We start from the raw sequence: 18,967 nt of genomic DNA, 5'->3' as shown, positions 1-18,967 counted from the left end.
CCGATCGACCGGCCCACGGGTCGATCCGCCGTCCAGCCCTCGACCCCGGAGCCCGCATGTACCGACTCCTCTTCGCTCTCGTCCTCTCGAAGCTCGACCCCGAGCGCGCGCATCACCTCGCGTTCACCGTGATCCGGGCGCTTCCATCGGTGGGTCTCGCCGGGGTCGTCTCGCGGCTCACACGACCGGATCCTGAGGAGGCCGTGCACGCTCTCGGACTCCGCTTCTCCTCGCCCTTCGGGGTCGCCGCGGGGTTCGATAAGAACGCCGAGGCGATCATCGGCCTCGGCAGCCTCGGCTTCTCGCACATCGAGGTCGGAACACTGACCGCGCACGCGCAGCCGGGCAACCCGAAACCGCGGATGTTCCGGTTCGTCGCCGATCGGGCCGTCGTCAACCGCATGGGCTTCAACAATGGGGGAGCGGCGGCGGCCGCCGCCCGAATCGAGGCGGTCCGATCCGTGCCGGGGCGCCCCGTCATCGGGGTCAACATCGGCAAGAGCCGCGTCGTCGAGGTGGATGACGCGGTCGAGGACTACCTCGAGAGCACACGGGTGCTCGCGCCCCTCGCCGACTATCTCGTCGTGAACGTATCGTCACCGAATACGCCGGGACTCCGAGGACTGCAGGAGCTCGACCGTCTCGCGCCTCTCCTCGAGGCCGTCAAGGGCGCGGCGGGTCGTACCCCTTTGCTCGTGAAGATCGCGCCGGATCTCGACGACTCCGACGTCGTGCGCATCGCCGATCTCGTGGAACGGACCGGTCTGGACGGCGTCATCGCGACGAACACGACCATCTCGAGGGAGGGACTGCGCACCGGCGACGACGTCGTCCGAGCCGCCGGCGCCGGTGGCCTCTCGGGGGCACCGCTGGCCGCCCGCTCCCTCTCCGTGCTCGAGATCCTCCGCCGTGAGCTCCCGGACGGCACCTGCATCATCTCGGTCGGCGGAGTCGAGACGGCCGAGGACGTCCGCGAACGCATCGAAGCCGGCGCCACCCTGGTCCAGGGCTACACCGGCTTCGTCTACTCCGGCCCCTCGTGGGGCCGGGCCATCAACCGCGGGCTCGCCCGCCTGCGGCGCGAGCGTGGGCCCGTGGCTACTCGGGGTACTGCCGACGCTTGACCTGGGGCTTCGGCAGGCGAAGGACGCGCAGCTGGAGGGAGCGCATCGCGGCGTACCAGCGGACTCCGCGTTCGACCTTGGTCTCCCCGAACTTCGCCGCGAGCCGCTTCCGGATGGACCTGCCGAGCAGGAACACGTCGACGAGGGCGAGGAGGAAGAACGCCCAGATGCCGAGCAGCGCGTAGACCTGTACGTCGGCGCTCGGGACCAGCGTGAGCAGGATGACGACGAACATCACGGGGATGAGGAACTCTCCCACGTTGAAGCGCGCATCGACGAAATCGCGGATGTACTTCTTCTGCGCCCCGCGGTCACGGGCGGGAAGGAACTTCTCGTCGCCCGCCGCGTAACCGAGGCGCGCCTTCTCGCGGGCCTCGGCCATCTTGGCCCTGGCCTCCTTGGCAGCGAGCTTGCGGTCGCCCGGAACGAGGGGCCGCTTGTTCGCCGCCTCCCGTTCCTTACGCGTCGGCGTCGCACGTCCCTTGCCCGCGGCGATGCGGGCCGCGATCTCGGCGTCGTTGGGCTCCGACGACGTCGTCGGGTTGTCTGTCTTGTTCCGGGTCACGTCTGTTCCTCCAGCCAGTGGCTCTTAAGATTACCTGCATGAGCGAATCCCCATCTGCCACCCCATCCCTCACCGGCCGGGACGCCGCCCTCGCCGACTCCGTGCGTCTCGGCCTGCCGTCGACGATCGCCGATCTCTCGAACCTGGTGAGGATCCCCTCGGTCTCGTGGGCAGCCTTCGATCCCGCGCACGTGGCGCGCAGCGCGGAGGCGGTCGCCGCCCTCGCCGAGGCGACGGGTGTCTTCGACTCCGTGCGCATCGCCCGGGCGACGATCGGGGATACCGACGAACTCGGGCAGCCCGCCGTCCTGGCACGGCGGCAGGCCCGCAACGGAGCCCCGACGATCCTCTTGTACGCCCACCACGACGTGCAGCCCCCGGGGAAGGACGAGGACTGGGACACCGAGCCCTTCGAACCCACCGTCAGGGGTGAGCGACTCTACGGTCGGGGAGCGGCGGACGACAAGGCGGGGGTCATGGCCCACATCGCCTCCATCCGTGCCCTCACGGACGTGATCGGTACGGACTTCGATCTCGGGATCGCGCTCTTCATCGAGGGCGAGGAGGAGTTCGGTTCGCGCTCCTTCGAGACGTTCCTCTCCGACAACGCCGACGAACTGCGCGCCGACGCCATCGTCGTAGCCGACTCCGGGAACTGGGACGACGTGACCCCGGCGCTCACCGTGAGCCTGCGTGGGAACGTCACCTTCCGTCTCACCGTGCGCCCCCTCGAACACGCATCGCACTCCGGGATGTTCGGGGGAGCGGTACCCGACGCCATGCTCGTGATGATCCGATTGCTGTCGTCCCTCTGGAACGAGGACGGTTCGGTCGCCGTCTCCGGTCTCACGTCGCACGAGGGGGAGACCCCCGAATACTCCGAGGAGCAGCTGCGATCCGAGACGGGGCTCGTCGAGGGCGTCGACCCGATCGGCTCGGGTTCACTGCTGAGCCGGATCTGGTGGCAGCCGTCGATCACCGTCACGGGTATCGACGCCCCGTCGGTGGCGAACGCGTCGAACACGCTCATCCCCGAGGTGTCCGTCCGCCTGAGCGCGCGCATCGCGCCCGGGCAGTCCGCTTCGGACGCCGCTGACGCCCTCGTCGCCCACGTCCGCGCGAACACGCCGTTCGGCGTGGTCGCGACGATCGACGACATCGACACGGGGAATCCGTTCCTCGTCAACACGTCGGGGCCGATCGTCGAGGCCACGAAGCGCTCGATGGCCGACGCGTGGGGTGTCGAACCCGTGGATCTCGGGGTCGGCGGATCCATCCCGTTCATCGCCAGCCTCGTCGAGTCGTTCCCGGACGCTGAGATCCTCGTCACCGGAGTGGAGGACCCTCACTCCCGGGCCCACAGCCCCAACGAGTCGCTCCACCTCGGCGTGTTCCACCGGGCCGTCCTCGCCGAGACGCTCCTGCTCGCGCGGCTCAGTAGTCCCGAACGATGAATCGGACGTCGGGCGGCGGTGGGGCGGTAGACTCGACCCACCGGCGCCCGCCGGGACTGCGATGATCCGAGGAGAGTCATGACGGACACGATGACCACGGCCACCGGCACCGGTGCAGACCAGACCAAGGCCCACGGAGTCGGACTCACGGACACCGCCGCGGCGAAGGTCAAGAGCCTGCTCCAGCAGGAGGGTCGCGAAGACCTGCGACTGCGCGTCGCGGTCCAGCCGGGCGGATGCTCCGGCCTCATCTACCAGCTCTACTTCGACGAGCGCCTCCTCGACGGAGACGCCGCCGTCGACTTCGAGGGCGTCGAGGTCGTCGTCGACAAGATGAGCGTCCCCTATCTCGACGGGGCCTCTATCGACTTCGAGGACACCATCCAGAAGCAGGGTTTCACCATCGACAACCCCAACGCCGGAGGCAGCTGCGCGTGCGGTGACAGCTTCCACTGATCCACCACTCGAAGCGGGGGTCGACCATCGGGTCGGCCCCCGCTTTTGGCGTATTCTCGGGGATATCACGATTTCGACACGTCGTAGAAACAGCGCCGTTGGTCATCGGCTCGCGTGATGTTCGGGCTAGACTGTCAGCGAACCAACAGTGTCTTGCGAAAGGTTTTCAGGTGCGCTCGAAACGACGACTCCGATGGGCTGCAGTCCCCGTGGCCCTCACCCTCGCGGTGGTGCTCGCCGGCTGCACCCAGGCTGAACTGAACGGCTATCTGCCGGGCTTCGAGGAGGGCGAATCGCCCGTCACGAACCGCACCGAGATGGTGTCCGGTCTGTGGACGAACTCCTGGATCGTGCTCCTCGTCGTCGGTGTCATCACCTGGGGTCTCACCCTGTGGGCCGTCGTGGTCTACCGCCGCCGGAAGGGCCAGACGGGCCTGCCCGTGCAGATGCGGTACAACATGCCGATCGAGATCTTCTACACGATCGTGCCCCTCATCCTCGTCCTGGGATTCTTCGCCTTCACGGCGCGCGACCAGGAGATCATCGAGACGCAGTACGAGAACCCGGACGTGCAGATCGACGTCTACGGCAAGCAGTGGGCCTGGGACTTCGTGTACGAGGGTGCGGCCGACGGCGAGGACGTCTGGTCGGCCGGCATCCAGGCGCAGGAGCGCGAGGACGGAGAATCCGGTGCCGTCGACCAGGATGAGCTGCCGACGCTCTACCTGCCCGTCAACGCCGAGATCAACTTCGATCTCAACTCGCGCGACGTGCAGCACTCCTTCTGGGTGATCGACTTCCTCTACAAGAAGGACCTGTACCCGGGTATCACGAACCACATGGCCGTTCAGCCCCTCCGCGAAGGCACCTTCGCCGGAAAGTGTGCGGAACTCTGCGGCGAGTATCACTCGCAGATGCTCTTCAACGTGAAGGTCGTGTCGCAGGCCGAATACGACGAGTACATCCAGTCGCTGGTCGACCTCGGCAACGTGGGCGACTACGGCAGCACGTACGACAGGAACTCCACGCCCGGTCTGACCGGAGCCGACGCATCGGAAGAAGGAGCAGGATCATGACGAGTGTCGTCGATCTGCCCGCAGGCCAGGCCAAAGTCGTGAACGCGACGGGTGTGCAGCGTAAGGGCAACGTGGTGGTCAACTGGATCACGTCCACCGACCACAAGACGATCGGGTACATGTACCTGATCTCCTCGTTCTTCTTCTTCTGCATCGCCGGCGTGATGGCGCTCATCATCCGCGCGCAGCTGTTCGAACCCGGTCTCGAGATCCTCGCGACCAAGGAGCAGTACAACCAGCTCTTCACCATGCACGGCACGATCATGCTGCTGATGTTCGCGACCCCGCTCTTCGCCGGTTTCGCCAACGTCATCATGCCGCTCCAGATCGGCGCCCCCGACGTGGCGTTCCCGCGCCTCAACGCCTTCGCGTTCTGGCTCTTCCTCTTCGGCAGCACCATCGCGGTCAGCGGATTCCTCACCCCGGGTGGAGCGGCGGCCTTCGGTTGGTTCGCGTACACCCCGCTCTCGAGCACGACGTTCACGCCGGGTCTCGGGGGACACCTCTGGGTGTTCGGTCTTGCGCTGAGCGGTTTCGGAACCATCCTCGGTGCGGTCAACTTCATCACCACGGTGATCACGATGCGCGCTCCCGGAATGACCATGTTCCGGATGCCCATCTTCACGTGGAACATCCTCGTGACCTCGATCCTCGTGCTCATGGCCTTCCCGGTGCTCGCGGCGGCCATGACGGCCCTCGGCGCGGATCGCGTCTTCGACGCGCAGATCTACGACCCGGCCTACGGCGGCGCTATCCTCTGGCAGCACCTCTTCTGGTTCTTCGGCCACCCCGAGGTCTACATCATCGCGCTGCCGTTCTTCGGCATCGTGTCGGAGATCTTCCCGGTGTTCAGCCGCAAGCCGATCTTCGGGTACAAGACCCTCATCTACGCGACGATCGCGATCGCCGCCCTCTCGGTCACGGTGTGGGCCCATCACATGTACGTCACGGGTTCCGTGCTGCTGCCGTGGTTCGCGCTCATGACGATGCTCATCGCGGTGCCCACCGGTGTGAAGATCTTCAACTGGATCGGTACGATGTGGCGCGGCTCGATCACGTTCGAGACCCCGATGCTGTGGAGCATCGGCTTCCTCATCACCTTCACCTTCGGTGGGCTGACGGGTGTCATCCTGGCCTCGCCGCCCCTCGACTTCCACGTGTCCGACTCCTACTTCGTCGTCGCGCACTTCCACTACGTCGTCTTCGGCACCGTCGTCTTCGCGATGTTCGCCGGCTTCTACTTCTGGTGGCCGAAGTTCACGGGCAAGATGCTCAACGAGAAGCTCGGCTACTGGCACTTCTGGATCCTGTTCATCGGCTTCCACATGACCTTCCTCATCCAGCACTGGCTGGGCGTCGTGGGTATGCCGCGTCGCTATGCGACGTACGCGCCGGAGGACGGTTTCACCTGGATGAACCAGGTCTCGACGATCGGCGCCATGATCCTCGCGAGTTCGATGATCCCGTTCTTCCTGAACGTCTTCATCACGGCCCGCAAGGCGCCGAAGATCACGGTCAACGACCCGTGGGGTTACGGCGGATCGCTCGAGTGGGCCACGTCGTGCCCGCCGCCCCGTCACAACTTCACCTCCATCCCGCGTATCCGTTCGGAGCGCCCGGCGTTCGACCTCAACCACCCCGAGGCCATGCCCGTCGGTGTGGGACCGGCCAAGGATGCTCCCGACGCCCCGGTGTACGACGCCGGCTCCGAGAAAGTGAAGTGACGTGAGGGCGAATACCAACCTCTTCTGGCTGCTCACCGGCTTCTTCGGCCTCTCGGCCGTCGCGTACACGGTCTGGAACCTGCTCGACGATCGAGCCACCATCGAGTGGGTCGGAACCGTCGCGCTGCTGCTGAGCACTGCGCTCGGTGCGTTCCTGGCGTTCTACCTCGGCCGTGTGCACAAGAACCAGGGCGGCGAGCTCCCGGAGGACACCCTCACGGCGAACATCGACGACGGTGACCCGGAGCTGGGCCACTTCAGCCCCTGGAGCTGGTGGCCGATCTTCCTCGCCGGAGCCCTCGCCCTCGTCTTCCTCGGCGTCGCCGTGGGACCGTGGGTCGCTTTCATCGGTCTGCCCCTCGTGCTTATCGCGATCGTCGGTTGGTGCTACGAGTACTACCGCGGTTTCTTCGTCCGCTAGGGAGACACTGTGACCCTCATCCGACGGGGCACGCTCGAGGACTGCGACGCGGTCTTCCAGCTCGCCCGACAGTTCGTCACCGAGACGGCCTCCATTGATCTCGACGGCTTCACGGTCGCGTTCAACAACGTCATCCGGTGGCGAGAGAACGAGACCAATGTGCTCCACGTCGCGGAGAACGACAGTGGTGAGGTCATCGGCTACACGCTCATGAGTGTGTCGCGTCTGCTCCACGTGTCCGGGCTCACCGCGCATCTGCAGGAGCTCGTGGTCGACGAGTCCGCACGCGGCCAGGGAGTGGGCTCGGATCTGGTCTACGCGAACGAGCTGTACGCGATGGAGCGCGGCGTACGGCGCCTCACGATGTCGACCTCCCGAGCCGGCGAGTTCTACCGACGCCTCGGGTACGAGGTCACCGCCGAGTTCTACAAGAAGATCCTCCCGGCCGGCGGCTGATAAAGTCTCCGCCCTGCTTCTTCGAAGGCCCTCTCGCTCGAGCGAGGGGGCCTTCGTCGTCAGGAGGTGGGGGAGAGGGAGTCGAGCCAGCGTCGCGCGGCCCGGGGCGATCGTAGCCGCACGACCTGGAGTCCGACCGGGGGCGTGTGGTCGAGTTCGCGCAACGTCCGTCGGTTCCGGCCGAACGTCGACCACGACCAGCGAACGATGTGGTCGGGATCCGTGAAGAACGTGTGCAGTGCGGGCTCGCGATTCCCGTTCCACAATTCTTCGCGGCGTAGGCGGCGGCGCACGGTGCGCCGAAGCACCCGGCTCATCACGAGAACGCGACTGTAGTCCAGACATACGATGAGCTCGGCCCGCTCCAGGAGGAGCGGTCGTACGCTCCGGTACTGCCACTCGCTGACCCAGGCATCCGCCGCCGTGATCTCCGCCACATCGGCGACGAAGGTCTCTCGCGGCGTCCAGGAGGGCCCGTGGTACAACGAATCGAGTTCGGTGTACGGCAGGCTGAGTCGCTCGGACAGGGCGAGCGCCATCGTGCTCTTACCCGCTCCGGACGCCCCGGCCACGAGGATCCTGCGGGCTGCGCGCCCTCGGATCGGATCAGGCCTAGGCGTCCGACGACGTCGTTCGATGGTCATGACAGAAACGGCCCCCTCCTGGTGACTGTCGATTCTATCGACAGTCGGGGAGGGGGCCGTTCACCGGATCAGTTGATCAGTGGTCGCCGTGCGAGGCCTCGATCTCGCCGCGCGACGGCGGGGCGATGCGGTCCTCGAAGAACCAGCGCGAGAGCGACGCGCGGGCCTTCTGCCCTACGGAGATCTTTCCACGCGAATTCGGGCGGATCATGAGCGGCTTGTAGTCGTGGTAGCTCACGAGCTTCCAACGCTGGTACTCGTCGATCGGCTCGTGCTTCTCGATGTACTCTCCACCGGGCAAGCGGATGATCCGTCCCGACTCGTAGCCGTGGAGCACGATCTCGCGGTCCTTCTTCTGAAGCGCGAGACAGATGCGCTTCGTGAGGAAGTAGGCGATGAACGGACCGACGATCACGACGGCCTGCAGCGTGTGGATCACGCCCTCCATCGTGACCATGAAGTGCGTCGCGATGATGTCCGAGCTGGCCGCGGCCCACAGACCGGCGTAGAACGTGAGGCCGGCAGCGCCGATCGCGGTGCGGGTGGCCGCGTTGCGCGGTCGGTCGAGGATGTGGTGCTCACGCTTGTCTCCCGTGATCCACGCTTCGATGAAGGGGTAGATCAACGCGAGGACGATGAACAGGCCGAGAGCCGCCAACGGGATGATGATGTTGAACGACCATGTGCGGTCGAGCAGCACGAACTCGAGGTGCGGAGGGATGAGTCGCAACGCACCGTCCGCGAAGCCGATGTACCAGTCGGGCTGGGTACCGGCCGACACGGGGGACGGGTCGTAGGGTCCGTAGTTCCAGATCGGGTTGATCGTGAAGAAGGACGCGAGGAAGGCGATGACGCCGAACACGATGAAGAAGAACCCACCGGCCTTCGCGGCATACACCGGCATCACCGGGTAGCCCACGACGTTCTGCTGCGTCTTGCCCGGTCCACCGAACTGCGTGTGCTTGTGGACGACCACGAACACGAGGTGCAGCGCGATGAAGAGGAGAACGAGCGCCGGAAGCAGCAGGATGTGCAGCGTGTAGAGACGCCCCACGATCGCGGTGCCCGGGAACTCCCCACCGAAGAGCAGGAACGAGATCCACGTTCCGACGAGCGGGATGCCCTTGACCATGCCGTCGATGATCCGGAGACCGTTGCCGGACAGAAGATCGTCGGGGAGCGAGTATCCGGTGAATCCCTCGGCCATCGCAAGGATGAAGAGGACGAAACCGATCACCCAGTTGATCTCACGCGGCTTGCGGAAGGCACCCGTGAAGAAGATGCGCATCATGTGCAGGCCGATGGCCGCGACGAAGAGCAACGCAGCCCAGTGGTGGATCTGGCGCATGAGCAGCCCACCACGGATGTCGAACGAGATGTCGAGGGACGAGGCCATCGCGGCGGACATCTCGACACCCTTGAGCGGCACGTACGAACCGTCGTACTCGACCTCGACCATGGAGGCCTGGAAGAAGAACGTCAGGAACGTGCCCGACAGCAGGATGACGACGAAGCTGTAGAGAGCGACTTCACCGAGGAGGAACGACCAGTGGTCGGGGAAGACCTTCCGACCGAACTCCTTGACGACCGCGGAGATCGAGGTGCGCTCGTCGAGGTAGTTGGAGGCTGCGGCGGTGACGCCGCCCGACCGCTTCTCGGCGACGGGCGCCGGGCGGTCTTCAGTAGTGGTGCTCATCAGTGACGCTCCCAGAAGGACGGTCCCACGGGTTCCTTGAAGTCGCTCTGAGCGACGAGGTAGCCCTCGTCGTCCACCGCGATGGGAAGCTGGGGAAGGGGTCGTGCCGCCGGTCCGAAGATGACGGCTGCATGGTTGGCCACGTCGAACTGCGACTGGTGGCACGGGCACAGCAGGTGATGGGTCTGCTGCTCGTAGAGGGCGACGGGGCACCCGACGTGGGTGCATACCTTCGAATAAGCGACGATGCCGTTGTACGACCAGTCCTTCTTCGATTCCTCTTCGTTCAGGTCTTCGGGCTTGAGGCGCATGAGGAGGACGATGGCCTTGGCCTTCTCCTCCAGCATGTGCTCCATCTCGGCGAGACCTTCGGGGATGACGTGGAACACCGAACCGATCGTGACGTCGGAGGCGCGGATCGGTGTGCCGTCGGGGTCGCGAGCGAGACGGGTACCCGCCTCCCACGCCGTGTTCTCGAGCAGCTCGACCGGGTCTTCACCCTCGGGCGCCAGCCCACGGAAGAGGACGACCGCCGGCAACGGGAATGCCACGAGCGCACCGATGAGGGTGTTGCGGATGAGGGACCGACGGCCGAAGCCGCTCTCCTCGTTCGCCTCCTGGATGATCTCGACGGCACGCGCGCGAGTCTCGTCCGTACCGCGGACCGGGTGGCGGAGGTCGATGGCCTCGTGGTCGTGCATGAGGGCCTTGCCCCAGTGCACGGCACCGATTCCGATTCCGAGCAGCGCGAGCGTGATCCCGACACCGATGAACATGTTGTTCAACCGGACGGACAGAAGGTCCTCGGGGATGATCGGGAACGCCATGTAGGCGGCGACAGCGAAGAGGCTGCCCGCGAGCGAGAGGTAGAAGAGCGTGTAGACCACGCGCTCGGCCCGCTTCGCCTTCTTGGGGTCCGTGTCCGTGACGCGCAACCGGTGCGGCGGGAGGCCGGGGTCGCGGACGGCGTCGGAGGACACCACGGCGGTACCCGGCGAGAGGGTCTCCACCTCGTCGTGGTCGCCGGAGGCGGTGAGCTCCGTGCTCTGACCGTCCTGTGCCATGTTGCTCCTTCTACTTTCCGTGCTGTGAGACGTGGGTGACTAGTTGGATCGAGCCGTGATCCACACGGTCAGAGCCACGATGATGCCCATACCGGCGATCCAGAGGAACAGGCCCTCAGCGACCGGGCCGAGCGAACCGAGCGGGTGTCCGCCGACCGAGACGGCGTTCTCCTGGAACTTGAGCGCGGTGATGATGTCGCGCTTGTCCTCGGGGGTGAGGTTGGCGTCGTTGAAGACGGGCATGTTCTGCGGGCCCGTGACCATGGCCTCGTAGATGTGCGTGGGCGTGACACCGGTGAGGGCCGGAGCGTACTTACCCTCGGTGAGCGCTCCACCGGCACCGGCGACGTTGTGGCACATCGCGCAGTTGACGCGGAAGAGCTCGGCGCCGCGCGACGCGTCACCCTCGGCGTCGAGGTACTGGTCTTCGGGGATCGCGGGGCCGGGAGCCACGGATCCGACGTACTGAGCGAGGGCCGAGATCTGCTCCTCGGTGAACTGGACGGGCTTCTCGGGGGCCTGCGCGCCGTTCGCCTGGAGCGGCATGCGACCCGTGCCCACCTGGAAGTCGACGGAGGCCTCACCGGCACCGATGAGGGTCGGACCCGCGTCACTGCCCTGCAGGTCGAGACCGTGACAGGTGGCGCAGTTGGCCTGGAAGAGCTTCTCGCCCTCCTCGACGGTCGCCTGCGTGGCCGTGGATGCGGTGTCCGCGACGGCGGTGGAGGAGCTGACGAGGGCGTACGCCCCACCGGACAGCATCAGTCCGAGCGCGATGAGCGACACGCTCGCGAGCGGCGAACGCCTGCCCGCCTTGCGGCTCCCGGCTTTCCGTGAAGTTCTGAACATGTGCTGTGCTCTCCGGTTATTTCAGGACGTAGATGACGACGAAGAGGCCGATCCAGACCACGTCGACGAAGTGCCAGTAATACGAGACGACGATCGCGCTCGTGGCCTCCTTGTGACCGAACGACTTGACCGCGTAGGCGCGTCCGATGACGAGGAGGAAGGCGATGAGACCAGCGGTCACGTGGATGCCGTGGAACCCGGTGGTGAAGTAGAAGACCGAACCGTAAGAGTCGGAACTCAGCGTCACGCCCTCGCTCACGAGCGTGGCGTACTCCCAGATCTGGCCGGCCACGAAGATGGCGCCGAGCGCGTAGGTGAGGAAGAACCACTCGACCATGCCCCAGTCCTTGGGGTGCCCGGAGGTGGACCGCGGCCTGAGTCTCTCGGCGGCGAACACTCCCATCTGGCAGGTGACCGACGACGATACGAGGATCATCGTGTTCACCAGCGCGAACGGGACGTTGAGCAGGCTGGCCTGCTCCGCCCAGAGTTCGGGCGCCATCGAGCGGAGGGAGAAGTAGATCGCGAAGAGGCCGGCGAAGAACATCACTTCGCTTCCGAGCCACACGATCGTACCCACCATCACCGGGTTCGGTCTGTTGAGTCGCGGCGCTGTCGCTGCGAAGTTCACTGGGGTGCTCGTCACTCCTCCATTATGGACGATGCCGGGGACGTTTTCGCGCACCTCAGGGATCAATTCTACAAGTCGTCGAACTTAGGATCCCCTTAGTCACGACCGGGAATGCGCAGTGAATCAGGCGGGAAAGCACCCACGGTTAGGATCGGATCATGACCGATTCCCCGTCATGGCCCGTTCTCATCACCTCTCTTCTCGCGAAGGAGGACCTGACCGTCGCCGATGCCACTTGGGCGATGCAACGCGTCATGCGAGGCGAGGTGACGGACGCGCAGCTCGCCGGATTCCTGGTGGCCTTGAGCGCCAAGGGAGAGACGGTCGACGAGATCGTGGGGTTCCGCGATGCGATCCTCGAGCATGCCGTCCCTCTGCCGGCGGATTCGATGGCCCTCGACATCGTCGGAACCGGGGGAGACCGCTTCGGCACCGTCAACATCTCCACGATGTCCTCGGTGGTCGCGGCGGCCACGGGGATCCCCGTGATCAAGCACGGCAACCGGGCCGCGAGCTCGAAGTCGGGTTCGAGCGACGTGCTCGCCGCCCTCGGGATCGACCTCGGACTGTCGCCCGAGCGGGTCGCGGCGACGGTCGCCGACGTCGGCATCACCTTCGCCTTCGCATCGGCGTTCCACCCGGGCTTCCGCCACGCCGGCGCGGTGCGGGCGGAACTCGGTATCCCCACGGTGTTCAACTTCCTCGGTCCGCTGTGCAACCCGGCGCGGCCGGAGGCCTCGGCCGTAGGTGTCGCGTCGCTCGCGCGCGTGCCGCTGATCGTGGGCGTGTTCCGCACGCGTGGCGCGACCGCCCTCGTCTTCCGTGGTGACGACGGTCTCGACGAGCTGACCACGACGGGGCACTCTCACGTGTGGGAGGTCAGCAGGGGCTCGGTGACCGAGCACGACCTCGACCCGCGGGACCTCGGGATCGCCCGAGCCCGGATCGAGGATCTGCGGGGAGGGACGCCGGAGCACAACGCGGAAATCGTCCGGCGGACGCTCGCGGGCGAGAGCGGCCCTGTGCGCGACATCGTGCTGCTCAACGCGGCGGCGGGGATCGTCGCCTATCGGCTCGCTGAGGATCCCGCGCGGGCGCAGGAGAGTTTCGTCGACCGATTCGCGGCGGCGATGGCGCTCGCGGCTGAGGCCGTCGATTCGGGCGCGGCGACGCGGACTCTCGACGACTGGGTGCGCGCGACGCGGACGCCGTCCGACTGACCTCTCGTCGTCTTCCGCACGCACAGTCTTCCGGCGTACGGTGTGCAGTGACGGACCAGCCGGATCCGATCGAACGAGGAAGTGGCGGAGATTTCAATGAAGAAGCTCATCAACGACCCGAAGAACGTCGTCCAGGAATCGGTGGCCGGATTCGCATCAGCCCATGCCGACATCGTCACCGTGTCGAGCGACCCTCTGTTCATCGTGCGCGCTGATGCTCCGGTCCAGGGCGTCGTCGGTATCGTGAGCGGCGGGGGGAGCGGCCACGAGCCGCTGCACGGCGGATTCGTCGGCTACGGGATGCTCGGCGCCGCGGTGCCCGGCCCCGTCTTCACCTCGCCGACACCCGACCCCATCGTCGCGGCGACGAAGGCCGTCGACGGCGGCGCCGGCGTCCTCCACATCGTGAAGAACTACACAGGCGACGTCCTGAACTTCGAGACCGCGGCCGACCTCGCCGCGGCCGACGGCATCGAGGTGCGCACCGTCGTCACCGACGACGACGTCGCCGTGCAGGACTCCCTCTACACGGCCGGTCGACGGGGCGTCGGCGGCACGGTGCTCGTCGAGAAGATCGCGGGGGCGGCCGCCGAACGAGGGGACTCCCTCGACGAGGTCGCCGCGATCGCCGAGCGCGTCAACGCGAACGTTCGCACCATGGGAGTCGCGCTGACGCCGTGTGTGGTGCCGCACGCGGGCGAACCGAGCTTCACCCTCGGCGACGACGAGATCGAGATCGGCATCGGGATCCACGGCGAACCCGGCCGCGAGCGCATCCCCCTGGAACCGGCCGACGCGATCGTCGAGCGTCTCCTCGAGCCGATCCTGTCCGATCTCCCCTTCTCGTCCGGCGACTCCGTACTGCTGTTCGTCAACGGCATGGGCGGCACGCCGCTCGTCGAGCTGTACATCATGTATCGTCACGCCGTCGAGGTCCTCGCATCGCGCGGGATCACCGTCGTGCGGAACCTCGTGGGCAATTACATCACCGCGCTCGAGATGCAGGGCGCGTCGATCTCCGTGCTCAAGCTCGACGACGAGACCACCGAGCTCTGGGACGCACCGGTGCAGACGGCCGCCCTCCGATGGGGACGATGATCGAGCGGGGCCGACGACGGCCTCGGAACGGAGAGAACGTATGACACTCGGAACAGACTGGGCGATCGCCTGGATCCGTCGGTCCGCCGACGTCGTGGCCGAACACCGGGTCGAGCTCATCACGCTCGACCGCGAGATCGGAGACGGTGACCACGGCGAGAACCTCGACAGGGGCTTCTCTGCCGTCGTGGCGAAGCTCGACACCCTCCCCGAGGGATCGACCCCGGCCGACGTCTTCAAGCTCGTGGCGACGACCCTCATCTCGACGGTCGGAGGGGCATCCGGACCGCTCTTCGGGACGGCGTACCTCAAGGCCGCCGGGGCCGTCGCCGGTCGGGAGGACCTCGACAGCGCATCGCTCGTCGACCTCCTCACGGCGGCCAGGGACGGGGTGGTCCTCCGCGGCAAGGCCGCCGTCGGTGACAAGACGATGATCGACGCCTGGACCCCGGCCGTCGACTCCGCCGCTCGCGCCGCCGAGGGCGGTCAGGACGAGAAGAGCGTGCTGGAAGCGGCCGCGCAGGCCGCGGAGACCGGCGCTCGGGACACGGAGCCGCTCGTCGCACATAAGGGACGTGCGAGCTATCTCGGCGAGCGGGCCGTCGGGCACCGCGATCCCGGCGCGCAATCGAGCTCCCTCATCCTCCGCGCCGCCGTGGAGGTGGCCGGATGACGGTCGGGCTCCTCATCGTGTCCCACAGCGGGAAGATCGCAGAGGGCCTCGTCGAACTCGCCGCGCAGATGGCCGAGGGTGTCGCGATCATCGCGGCGGGCGGCACCGACGACGGCCGCATCGGGACGAGCTTCGATCGTGTGTCGGCGGGACTCTCGGCCGCGGACAGCGGCGACGGCGTCGTCGTGCTGTGCGACCTCGGCTCGGCGGTCCTCACCGCGGAGACCGCCATCGACTTCCTCGACGACGGCGACCGCGCGCGCGTCGCCATCGCCGACGCGCCTCTCGTCGAGGGCGCCGTGGCGGCCGCCGTGGCCGCCGCCACCGGATCCGACCTCGAGGCCGTCGCCGCCGCGGCGGCCACGGCCAACTCGTCGACCGCGGGCGCGGGGGAGGGCTCCGGCGACGCGCCGGTCGACCTCGAGTCGAAAGAGGGCGAGGCGGCGACCACGGCCGACGGCCCCTACGCCCGATCGGTCACGCTCGTCAACCGGGACGGACTGCACGCACGACCGGCCGCCGAGTTCGTTAAGCTCGCGTCACGCTTCGACGCGACGGTCACCGTCAACGGCAAGGACGCGAAGAGCCTGCTCGCCATCATGGGGCTCGGCCTCACCGCCGGGACGACCGTGGACCTCGTGAGCTCGCAGCCGGACGGACGCCAAGCGGTCGACGCCCTCGCTGAGCTCATCGAATCCGGATTCGGCGAGAGCTGAGCGCCGAGGCCGCAGCAGGACCAGTAGGACCGTCGGTCGCGGTACTCGCGCCGAGGGACGAACGCCGGGGGACCGGCCGCATGGAAGGATCGACATGGCGATCGAGGACATCTCCAAGAAGGCCCAGGAGTTCTTGAAGGACGAACGGGTGACGAAGGCGCTGAAGAGCGAGAAGGCCGAGAAGACGAGCGACTCGATCCTCGACGGCATCGCCGCCGCGGCCGACAAGGCGAGCGGCGGGAAGTTCAGCGGGCAGATCGAGGACGCGAAGAAGGCCGCTGACAAGAAGATCGGCAACGAGTAGTCGGGAGAGGGACGACCTGCCATGGCGACGGTCCGAGTCGACAGTTGGATCTGGGGTGTCCGGCTCGCGAAGACCCGCTCGGCCGCGACAGCGGCCTGTAAGGCCGGTCACGTCCGTGTGAACGGGGAGCGCGCCAAGCCCGCCCAATCGGTGTCGGTCGGGGACGAGGTGCGCGTCCGCCTCGTCGACGAGCGCATCGTCGTGGTGCGGGGACTGCTCACGAAGCGAGCCTCGGCGAGCGTGGCCTCGGAGAACTACACCGACCTGACTCCGCCGAAGCCGCCGCGTGCCGAGGTGCCCGCCACAGTCGAGCGGGACCGGGGGAGCGGGCGGCCGACCAAGCGCGACCGACGCGAGATCGAGCGGCTGCGCGGGCACTGATGGGCAAAGACCTCGACATCGAGCTGGGGGACAGGACCCTGGTCCTCCACAATCGCTACGAGACGCTCTCGATCCTCAACGACGCTCTCATCGCCGTCTGGTTCATCGTCGGGAGCATCCTGTTCTTCGACGAGAGCACGACGACGACAGGCACGTGGTTCTTCCTCGCGGGATCCATCGAACTCCTGATTCGTCCCGTCATCCGCTTGAGCCGCAACATCCACATCAGATCCGTCTCCTCACAGACGAACGGCTCGAACGACGCGAACGATTTCTGAGGGCTCGACACTCTGACGCCCCGTCGTTGGCGTTCCACGTCGTCGAGAGGGGACAGCCACACCAGATCGACCTGACATAATGTGCATTATCAGCGTAATGCGAAGAGGGGCTCGATCGGGCCTGACAGGCCCGATCGAGCGCGACTCACACCGGGAGGACGCGCGCCCACCAGTCGAGGATGACGTCGAAGCGATCCTGACGGTGACGCGGTCGGCCGGCCCGACTGAGTTCGTGGTTCTCTCCGGGGAAGACGACGAGTTCGGCGTCGACCCCGTTGCGCTTCAGCGCGGCGTAGTACCGCTCGGCCTGCGACAGCGGGCACCGCAGGTCGTCGGCCGAGTGCAGGACGAGCGTCGGGGTCGTCACCGACCCGACGTGCGCTTGCGGGCTCTGGCGTGCGATGTCCTCCGCCGACGTGCCGACGTATTCATCGCCGAAGAAGTCGCCGATGTCGCTCGTGCCGACGAAGAGCTCGGGATCGAGGAAACCGCGCTCCACGATGGCGCCGGCGAACCGGTGATCGTGGCCGGTGATCCACGCGGTGAGATACCCGCCGTAGCTCCCGCCGAGGATGCCGACGCGATCGGCGTCGAGGGATCCGTCGGCCGCGAGCACACCGTCGAAGAAGTCGATGACGTCCTCGTGGTCGACCGTTCCCATGGCGTTCTTGATGGATCGCCCGAACGCCTCGCCGAAGCCGGCCGCGCCGCGTGGATTGCAGTAGACCACGGCGTACCCGGCGTCCGCGTAGACCTGCGATTCGTCGAACAGGGCTCCGGTGTAGGCGGCGAACGGTCCCCCGTGGATCATGAGGAGGGTCGGGAACGGACCTGCTCCGCGAGGCTTCACGAGCCAGCCCTCGATGATCTGACCGCTGCGGCCCGTGATGGAGTGACGTTCCACCGGGAGAACGCCGGCATCCCGGAGGCCCGCGGAGAAGTCCGTGAGCACGACGGGCGACTCACCCCCGAGAACGGCGACCTCACCGGCGTCGCTCGCGCCCGCCACGACCCCGACGATCCGCTCACCCGATGCGGCGATGCTCGAGACGACATCGGTGTCCGACGTCAGCAGGACCCGTGAACCGTCGGCCTCGAGACGCTCCGCCCGGACGGCTCCGCGCACGCGGTTGAGGACGACGATCGATCCGTCCGACGTGAACGCGATCTCCGACACCTCTCCGAGGTCGGTGTCGGCCACATCCGTGAGGACGTCCGCCGGATCGTCCGGGGTCGCCATGCGATACAGCGAGGTGTTGCGGGCGACGAAATCGCGACCGCTCTCACCCACCTCTTGCGCGAGGACATGCAGGATGCCGTCCGGCGAGAACGCCGCGACCGCGATGGATCGTCGCGCGTCGCCGCTCGAGATCCTCCGCGGCTCCCCCGCCCCATCGATGTCCACTCGAAAGACGTCGGAGACCCGGTCCGTGTCCGCGGTCTCGTGCAGCGAGGCGACGAAGGCGACGGCCGAACCGTCGGGGGTGAAGACCGGGTGCGAGACGTCGGCGTCGACGTTCGTGAGGCGCGTCGCGAGGGGAACCGTCACCACGGTCTCGGGCTTCTCCCCCGAGCGCTCCGGCACGGGCTGCACGGCGGGCTCGGCCGACACGTCGGGCACGTCCACGAGGAAGAGGGCGGCGCGCCGATCCGTCGTGTAACCGACGCCGTTCGCGCGGTAGGTACGCGTCGTGAAGCGTCGGGGCGCCTCGGCCGCCGGTCCGATCTCCTGGACGGATCCGTAGCGTCCCTGCTCGGCGACACGGGCCGTGTATGCAAGACGGGTCGAATCGGGCGACCAGGCGATGTCTGAGATACCGAGCAGCTCGTCCGTGACCGCCACGGGCTCGCCCCCGACCGCTGCGACGACGTGCAGCTGCGGCGACTCCCCCGGGGCCGCCCGCAAGAACGCGATGAGCGAACCGTCCGGCGAGTACTGCGGGGCCGTGTCGCGGAAGCCCCGCGTCAGCCGCCGAGGAGTTCCGCCGTCGAGACGGACACTCCACAGTTGCCCGACGTATGCGTCGGCACCGAGGTCGGGCCGTGTCACGGACACGACGGCGACGTCCTCGGTCGGGTGGATGCTCGGTCGGCCGGGCGTGGACAGGAGGGGGAGATCGGTTGCCTTCACCTGTCC

21 protein-coding genes are annotated in these 18,967 nt (G+C 67.0%); 14 read left to right on the top strand and 7 right to left on the bottom strand.

Annotation, left to right across the window (positions count from 1 at the left end; translation table 11 throughout):
- Positions 1-56: 56 nt before the first annotated feature.
- On the top strand, positions 57-1,124 hold the full coding sequence (locus ELQ94_RS16345; protein WP_127051443.1) for a quinone-dependent dihydroorotate dehydrogenase: 1,068 nt from the start codon (positions 57-59) through the stop codon (positions 1,122-1,124).
- Here the strand turns inward: ELQ94_RS16345 and ELQ94_RS16340 are convergent.
- Positions 1,099-1,689 (bottom strand): DUF3043 domain-containing protein, encoded by a 591-nt coding sequence (locus ELQ94_RS16340; protein ID WP_127051442.1) that lies wholly within the window; start codon positions 1,687-1,689, stop codon positions 1,099-1,101. The genes ELQ94_RS16345 and ELQ94_RS16340 overlap by 26 nt on opposite strands.
- Positions 1,690-1,727: 38 nt before the next feature.
- On the opposite strand from ELQ94_RS16340, the gene ELQ94_RS16335 reads away from it, so the two are divergent.
- The 6 genes from ELQ94_RS16335 to ELQ94_RS16310 all read left to right on the top strand — a co-directional run bounded on the left by ELQ94_RS16335 (position 1,728) and on the right by ELQ94_RS16310 (position 7,276).
- Complete coding sequence (locus ELQ94_RS16335) at positions 1,728-3,143, top strand: dipeptidase (RefSeq protein ID WP_127051441.1); 1,416 nt, start codon at positions 1,728-1,730, stop codon at positions 3,141-3,143.
- A 78-nt stretch (positions 3,144-3,221) separates the two neighbouring features.
- A complete protein-coding gene (erpA, locus tag ELQ94_RS16330; RefSeq protein ID WP_208007776.1) occupies positions 3,222-3,599 on the top strand; it encodes an iron-sulfur cluster insertion protein ErpA in 378 nt (125 codons plus the stop codon).
- Positions 3,600-3,769: 170 nt separating this feature from the next.
- Positions 3,770-4,675 carry an aa3-type cytochrome oxidase subunit II gene (ctaC, locus tag ELQ94_RS16325; protein ID WP_127051440.1) on the top strand — a complete coding sequence of 302 codons (906 nt, stop codon included), beginning with the start codon at positions 3,770-3,772 and terminating at the stop codon, positions 4,673-4,675.
- Positions 4,672-6,399, top strand: a complete 1,728-nt coding sequence (gene ctaD, locus ELQ94_RS16320; RefSeq protein WP_127051439.1) for an aa3-type cytochrome oxidase subunit I — start codon at positions 4,672-4,674, stop codon at positions 6,397-6,399. Before ctaC ends, ctaD begins: the two co-directional genes overlap by 4 nt.
- Position 6,400: 1 nt before the next feature.
- Positions 6,401-6,820: a cytochrome c oxidase subunit 4 gene (locus tag ELQ94_RS16315; protein ID WP_127051438.1), complete on the top strand. Its 420-nt coding sequence runs from the start codon at positions 6,401-6,403 to the stop codon at positions 6,818-6,820.
- A 9-nt stretch (positions 6,821-6,829) separates the two neighbouring features.
- Positions 6,830-7,276 (top strand): GNAT family N-acetyltransferase, encoded by a 447-nt coding sequence (locus ELQ94_RS16310; protein WP_127051437.1) that lies wholly within the window; start codon positions 6,830-6,832, stop codon positions 7,274-7,276.
- 59 nt (positions 7,277-7,335) lie between these two features.
- On the opposite strand, the gene ELQ94_RS16305 is transcribed toward ELQ94_RS16310, so the two are convergent.
- The 5 genes from ELQ94_RS16305 to ctaE form a co-directional block, all read right to left on the bottom strand.
- The gene (locus ELQ94_RS16305; protein WP_243697080.1) at positions 7,336-7,848 is read right to left on the bottom strand and encodes a P-loop NTPase family protein; all 513 of its coding nucleotides are present in this window, start codon (positions 7,846-7,848) and stop codon (positions 7,336-7,338) included.
- A 148-nt stretch (positions 7,849-7,996) separates the two neighbouring features.
- Positions 7,997-9,616 (bottom strand): cytochrome bc1 complex cytochrome b subunit, encoded by a 1,620-nt coding sequence (gene qcrB / locus ELQ94_RS16300; RefSeq protein ID WP_127051435.1) that lies wholly within the window; start codon positions 9,614-9,616, stop codon positions 7,997-7,999.
- Positions 9,616-10,680, bottom strand: coding sequence for a cytochrome bc1 complex Rieske iron-sulfur subunit (qcrA, locus tag ELQ94_RS16295; protein ID WP_127051434.1), 1,065 nt, complete (start codon positions 10,678-10,680; stop codon positions 9,616-9,618). The genes qcrB and qcrA overlap by 1 nt, the downstream gene beginning before the upstream one ends.
- A gap of 39 nt (positions 10,681-10,719) precedes the next feature.
- A complete protein-coding gene (qcrC, locus tag ELQ94_RS16290; protein ID WP_127051433.1) occupies positions 10,720-11,529 on the bottom strand; it encodes a cytochrome bc1 complex diheme cytochrome c subunit in 810 nt (269 codons plus the stop codon).
- A gap of 16 nt (positions 11,530-11,545) precedes the next feature.
- Complete coding sequence (gene ctaE, locus ELQ94_RS16285) at positions 11,546-12,175, bottom strand: aa3-type cytochrome oxidase subunit III (protein ID WP_481808298.1); 630 nt, start codon at positions 12,173-12,175, stop codon at positions 11,546-11,548.
- A 143-nt stretch (positions 12,176-12,318) separates the two neighbouring features.
- Here ctaE and trpD point away from each other — a divergent pair, with 143 nt between their 5' ends.
- From trpD to ELQ94_RS16250, 7 genes are all read left to right on the top strand, one after another.
- Positions 12,319-13,380 (top strand): anthranilate phosphoribosyltransferase, encoded by a 1,062-nt coding sequence (gene trpD / locus ELQ94_RS16280; RefSeq protein WP_127051432.1) that lies wholly within the window; start codon positions 12,319-12,321, stop codon positions 13,378-13,380.
- Between the two features lie 96 nt (positions 13,381-13,476).
- Positions 13,477-14,478: a dihydroxyacetone kinase subunit DhaK gene (gene dhaK / locus ELQ94_RS16275; RefSeq protein ID WP_127051431.1), complete on the top strand. Its 1,002-nt coding sequence runs from the start codon at positions 13,477-13,479 to the stop codon at positions 14,476-14,478.
- Positions 14,479-14,518: 40 nt separating this feature from the next.
- Positions 14,519-15,151 carry a dihydroxyacetone kinase subunit DhaL gene (dhaL, locus tag ELQ94_RS16270; RefSeq protein ID WP_127051430.1) on the top strand — a complete coding sequence of 211 codons (633 nt, stop codon included), beginning with the start codon at positions 14,519-14,521 and terminating at the stop codon, positions 15,149-15,151.
- On the top strand, positions 15,148-15,867 hold the full coding sequence (gene dhaM, locus ELQ94_RS16265; RefSeq protein WP_127051429.1) for a dihydroxyacetone kinase phosphoryl donor subunit DhaM: 720 nt from the start codon (positions 15,148-15,150) through the stop codon (positions 15,865-15,867). Before dhaL ends, dhaM begins: the two co-directional genes overlap by 4 nt.
- 94 nt (positions 15,868-15,961) lie before the next feature.
- Entirely contained in the window at positions 15,962-16,171 is a 210-nt protein-coding gene (locus ELQ94_RS16260; protein ID WP_127051428.1) for an antitoxin, read from the top strand.
- Between the two features lie 21 nt (positions 16,172-16,192).
- Positions 16,193-16,552 (top strand): RNA-binding S4 domain-containing protein, encoded by a 360-nt coding sequence (locus ELQ94_RS16255; RefSeq protein ID WP_127051427.1) that lies wholly within the window; start codon positions 16,193-16,195, stop codon positions 16,550-16,552.
- Entirely contained in the window at positions 16,552-16,830 is a 279-nt protein-coding gene (locus ELQ94_RS16250; protein ID WP_127051426.1) for a YrhK family protein, read from the top strand. Before ELQ94_RS16255 ends, ELQ94_RS16250 begins: the two co-directional genes overlap by 1 nt.
- A gap of 145 nt (positions 16,831-16,975) precedes the next feature.
- Here ELQ94_RS16250 and ELQ94_RS16245 read toward each other — a convergent pair whose 3' ends face one another.
- A complete protein-coding gene (locus tag ELQ94_RS16245) occupies positions 16,976-18,961 on the bottom strand; it encodes a S9 family peptidase (RefSeq protein WP_127051425.1) in 1,986 nt (661 codons plus the stop codon).
- Positions 18,962-18,967: the final 6 nt, after the last annotated feature.

The organism is Labedella endophytica (assembly GCF_003990045.1).
GTDB lineage: Bacteria > Actinomycetota > Actinomycetes > Actinomycetales > Microbacteriaceae > Labedella > Labedella endophytica.
The sequence above is the reverse complement of the archived record's forward strand: the minus strand, read 5'-3'. Positions and strand labels throughout refer to the sequence as shown.

Bases quoted from the DNA above. Each gene is read 5' to 3' on its own strand.
- ELQ94_RS16345 (WP_127051443.1), top strand. From the start codon at position 57: ATGTACCGACTCCTCTTCGCTCTCGTCCTCTCGAAGCTCGACCCCGAG.
- ELQ94_RS16335 (WP_127051441.1), top strand. From the start codon at position 1,728: ATGAGCGAATCCCCATCTGCCACCCCATCCCTCACCGGCCGGGACGCC.
- trpD (WP_127051432.1), top strand. From the start codon at position 12,319: ATGACCGATTCCCCGTCATGGCCCGTTCTCATCACCTCTCTTCTCGCG.
- ELQ94_RS16260 (WP_127051428.1), top strand. From the start codon at position 15,962: ATGGCGATCGAGGACATCTCCAAGAAGGCCCAGGAGTTCTTGAAGGAC.
- dhaK (WP_127051431.1), top strand. From the start codon at position 13,477: ATGAAGAAGCTCATCAACGACCCGAAGAACGTCGTCCAGGAATCGGTG.
- ELQ94_RS16250 (WP_127051426.1), top strand. From the start codon at position 16,552: ATGGGCAAAGACCTCGACATCGAGCTGGGGGACAGGACCCTGGTCCTC.
- qcrB (WP_127051435.1), bottom strand. From the start codon at position 9,616: ATGAGCACCACTACTGAAGACCGCCCGGCGCCCGTCGCCGAGAAGCGG.
- ctaD (WP_127051439.1), top strand. From the start codon at position 4,672: ATGACGAGTGTCGTCGATCTGCCCGCAGGCCAGGCCAAAGTCGTGAAC.
- qcrA (WP_127051434.1), bottom strand. From the start codon at position 10,680: ATGGCACAGGACGGTCAGAGCACGGAGCTCACCGCCTCCGGCGACCAC.
- qcrC (WP_127051433.1), bottom strand. From the start codon at position 11,529: ATGTTCAGAACTTCACGGAAAGCCGGGAGCCGCAAGGCGGGCAGGCGT.
- erpA (WP_208007776.1), top strand. From the start codon at position 3,222: ATGACGGACACGATGACCACGGCCACCGGCACCGGTGCAGACCAGACC.
- dhaL (WP_127051430.1), top strand. From the start codon at position 14,519: ATGACACTCGGAACAGACTGGGCGATCGCCTGGATCCGTCGGTCCGCC.
- dhaM (WP_127051429.1), top strand. From the start codon at position 15,148: ATGACGGTCGGGCTCCTCATCGTGTCCCACAGCGGGAAGATCGCAGAG.
- ELQ94_RS16255 (WP_127051427.1), top strand. From the start codon at position 16,193: ATGGCGACGGTCCGAGTCGACAGTTGGATCTGGGGTGTCCGGCTCGCG.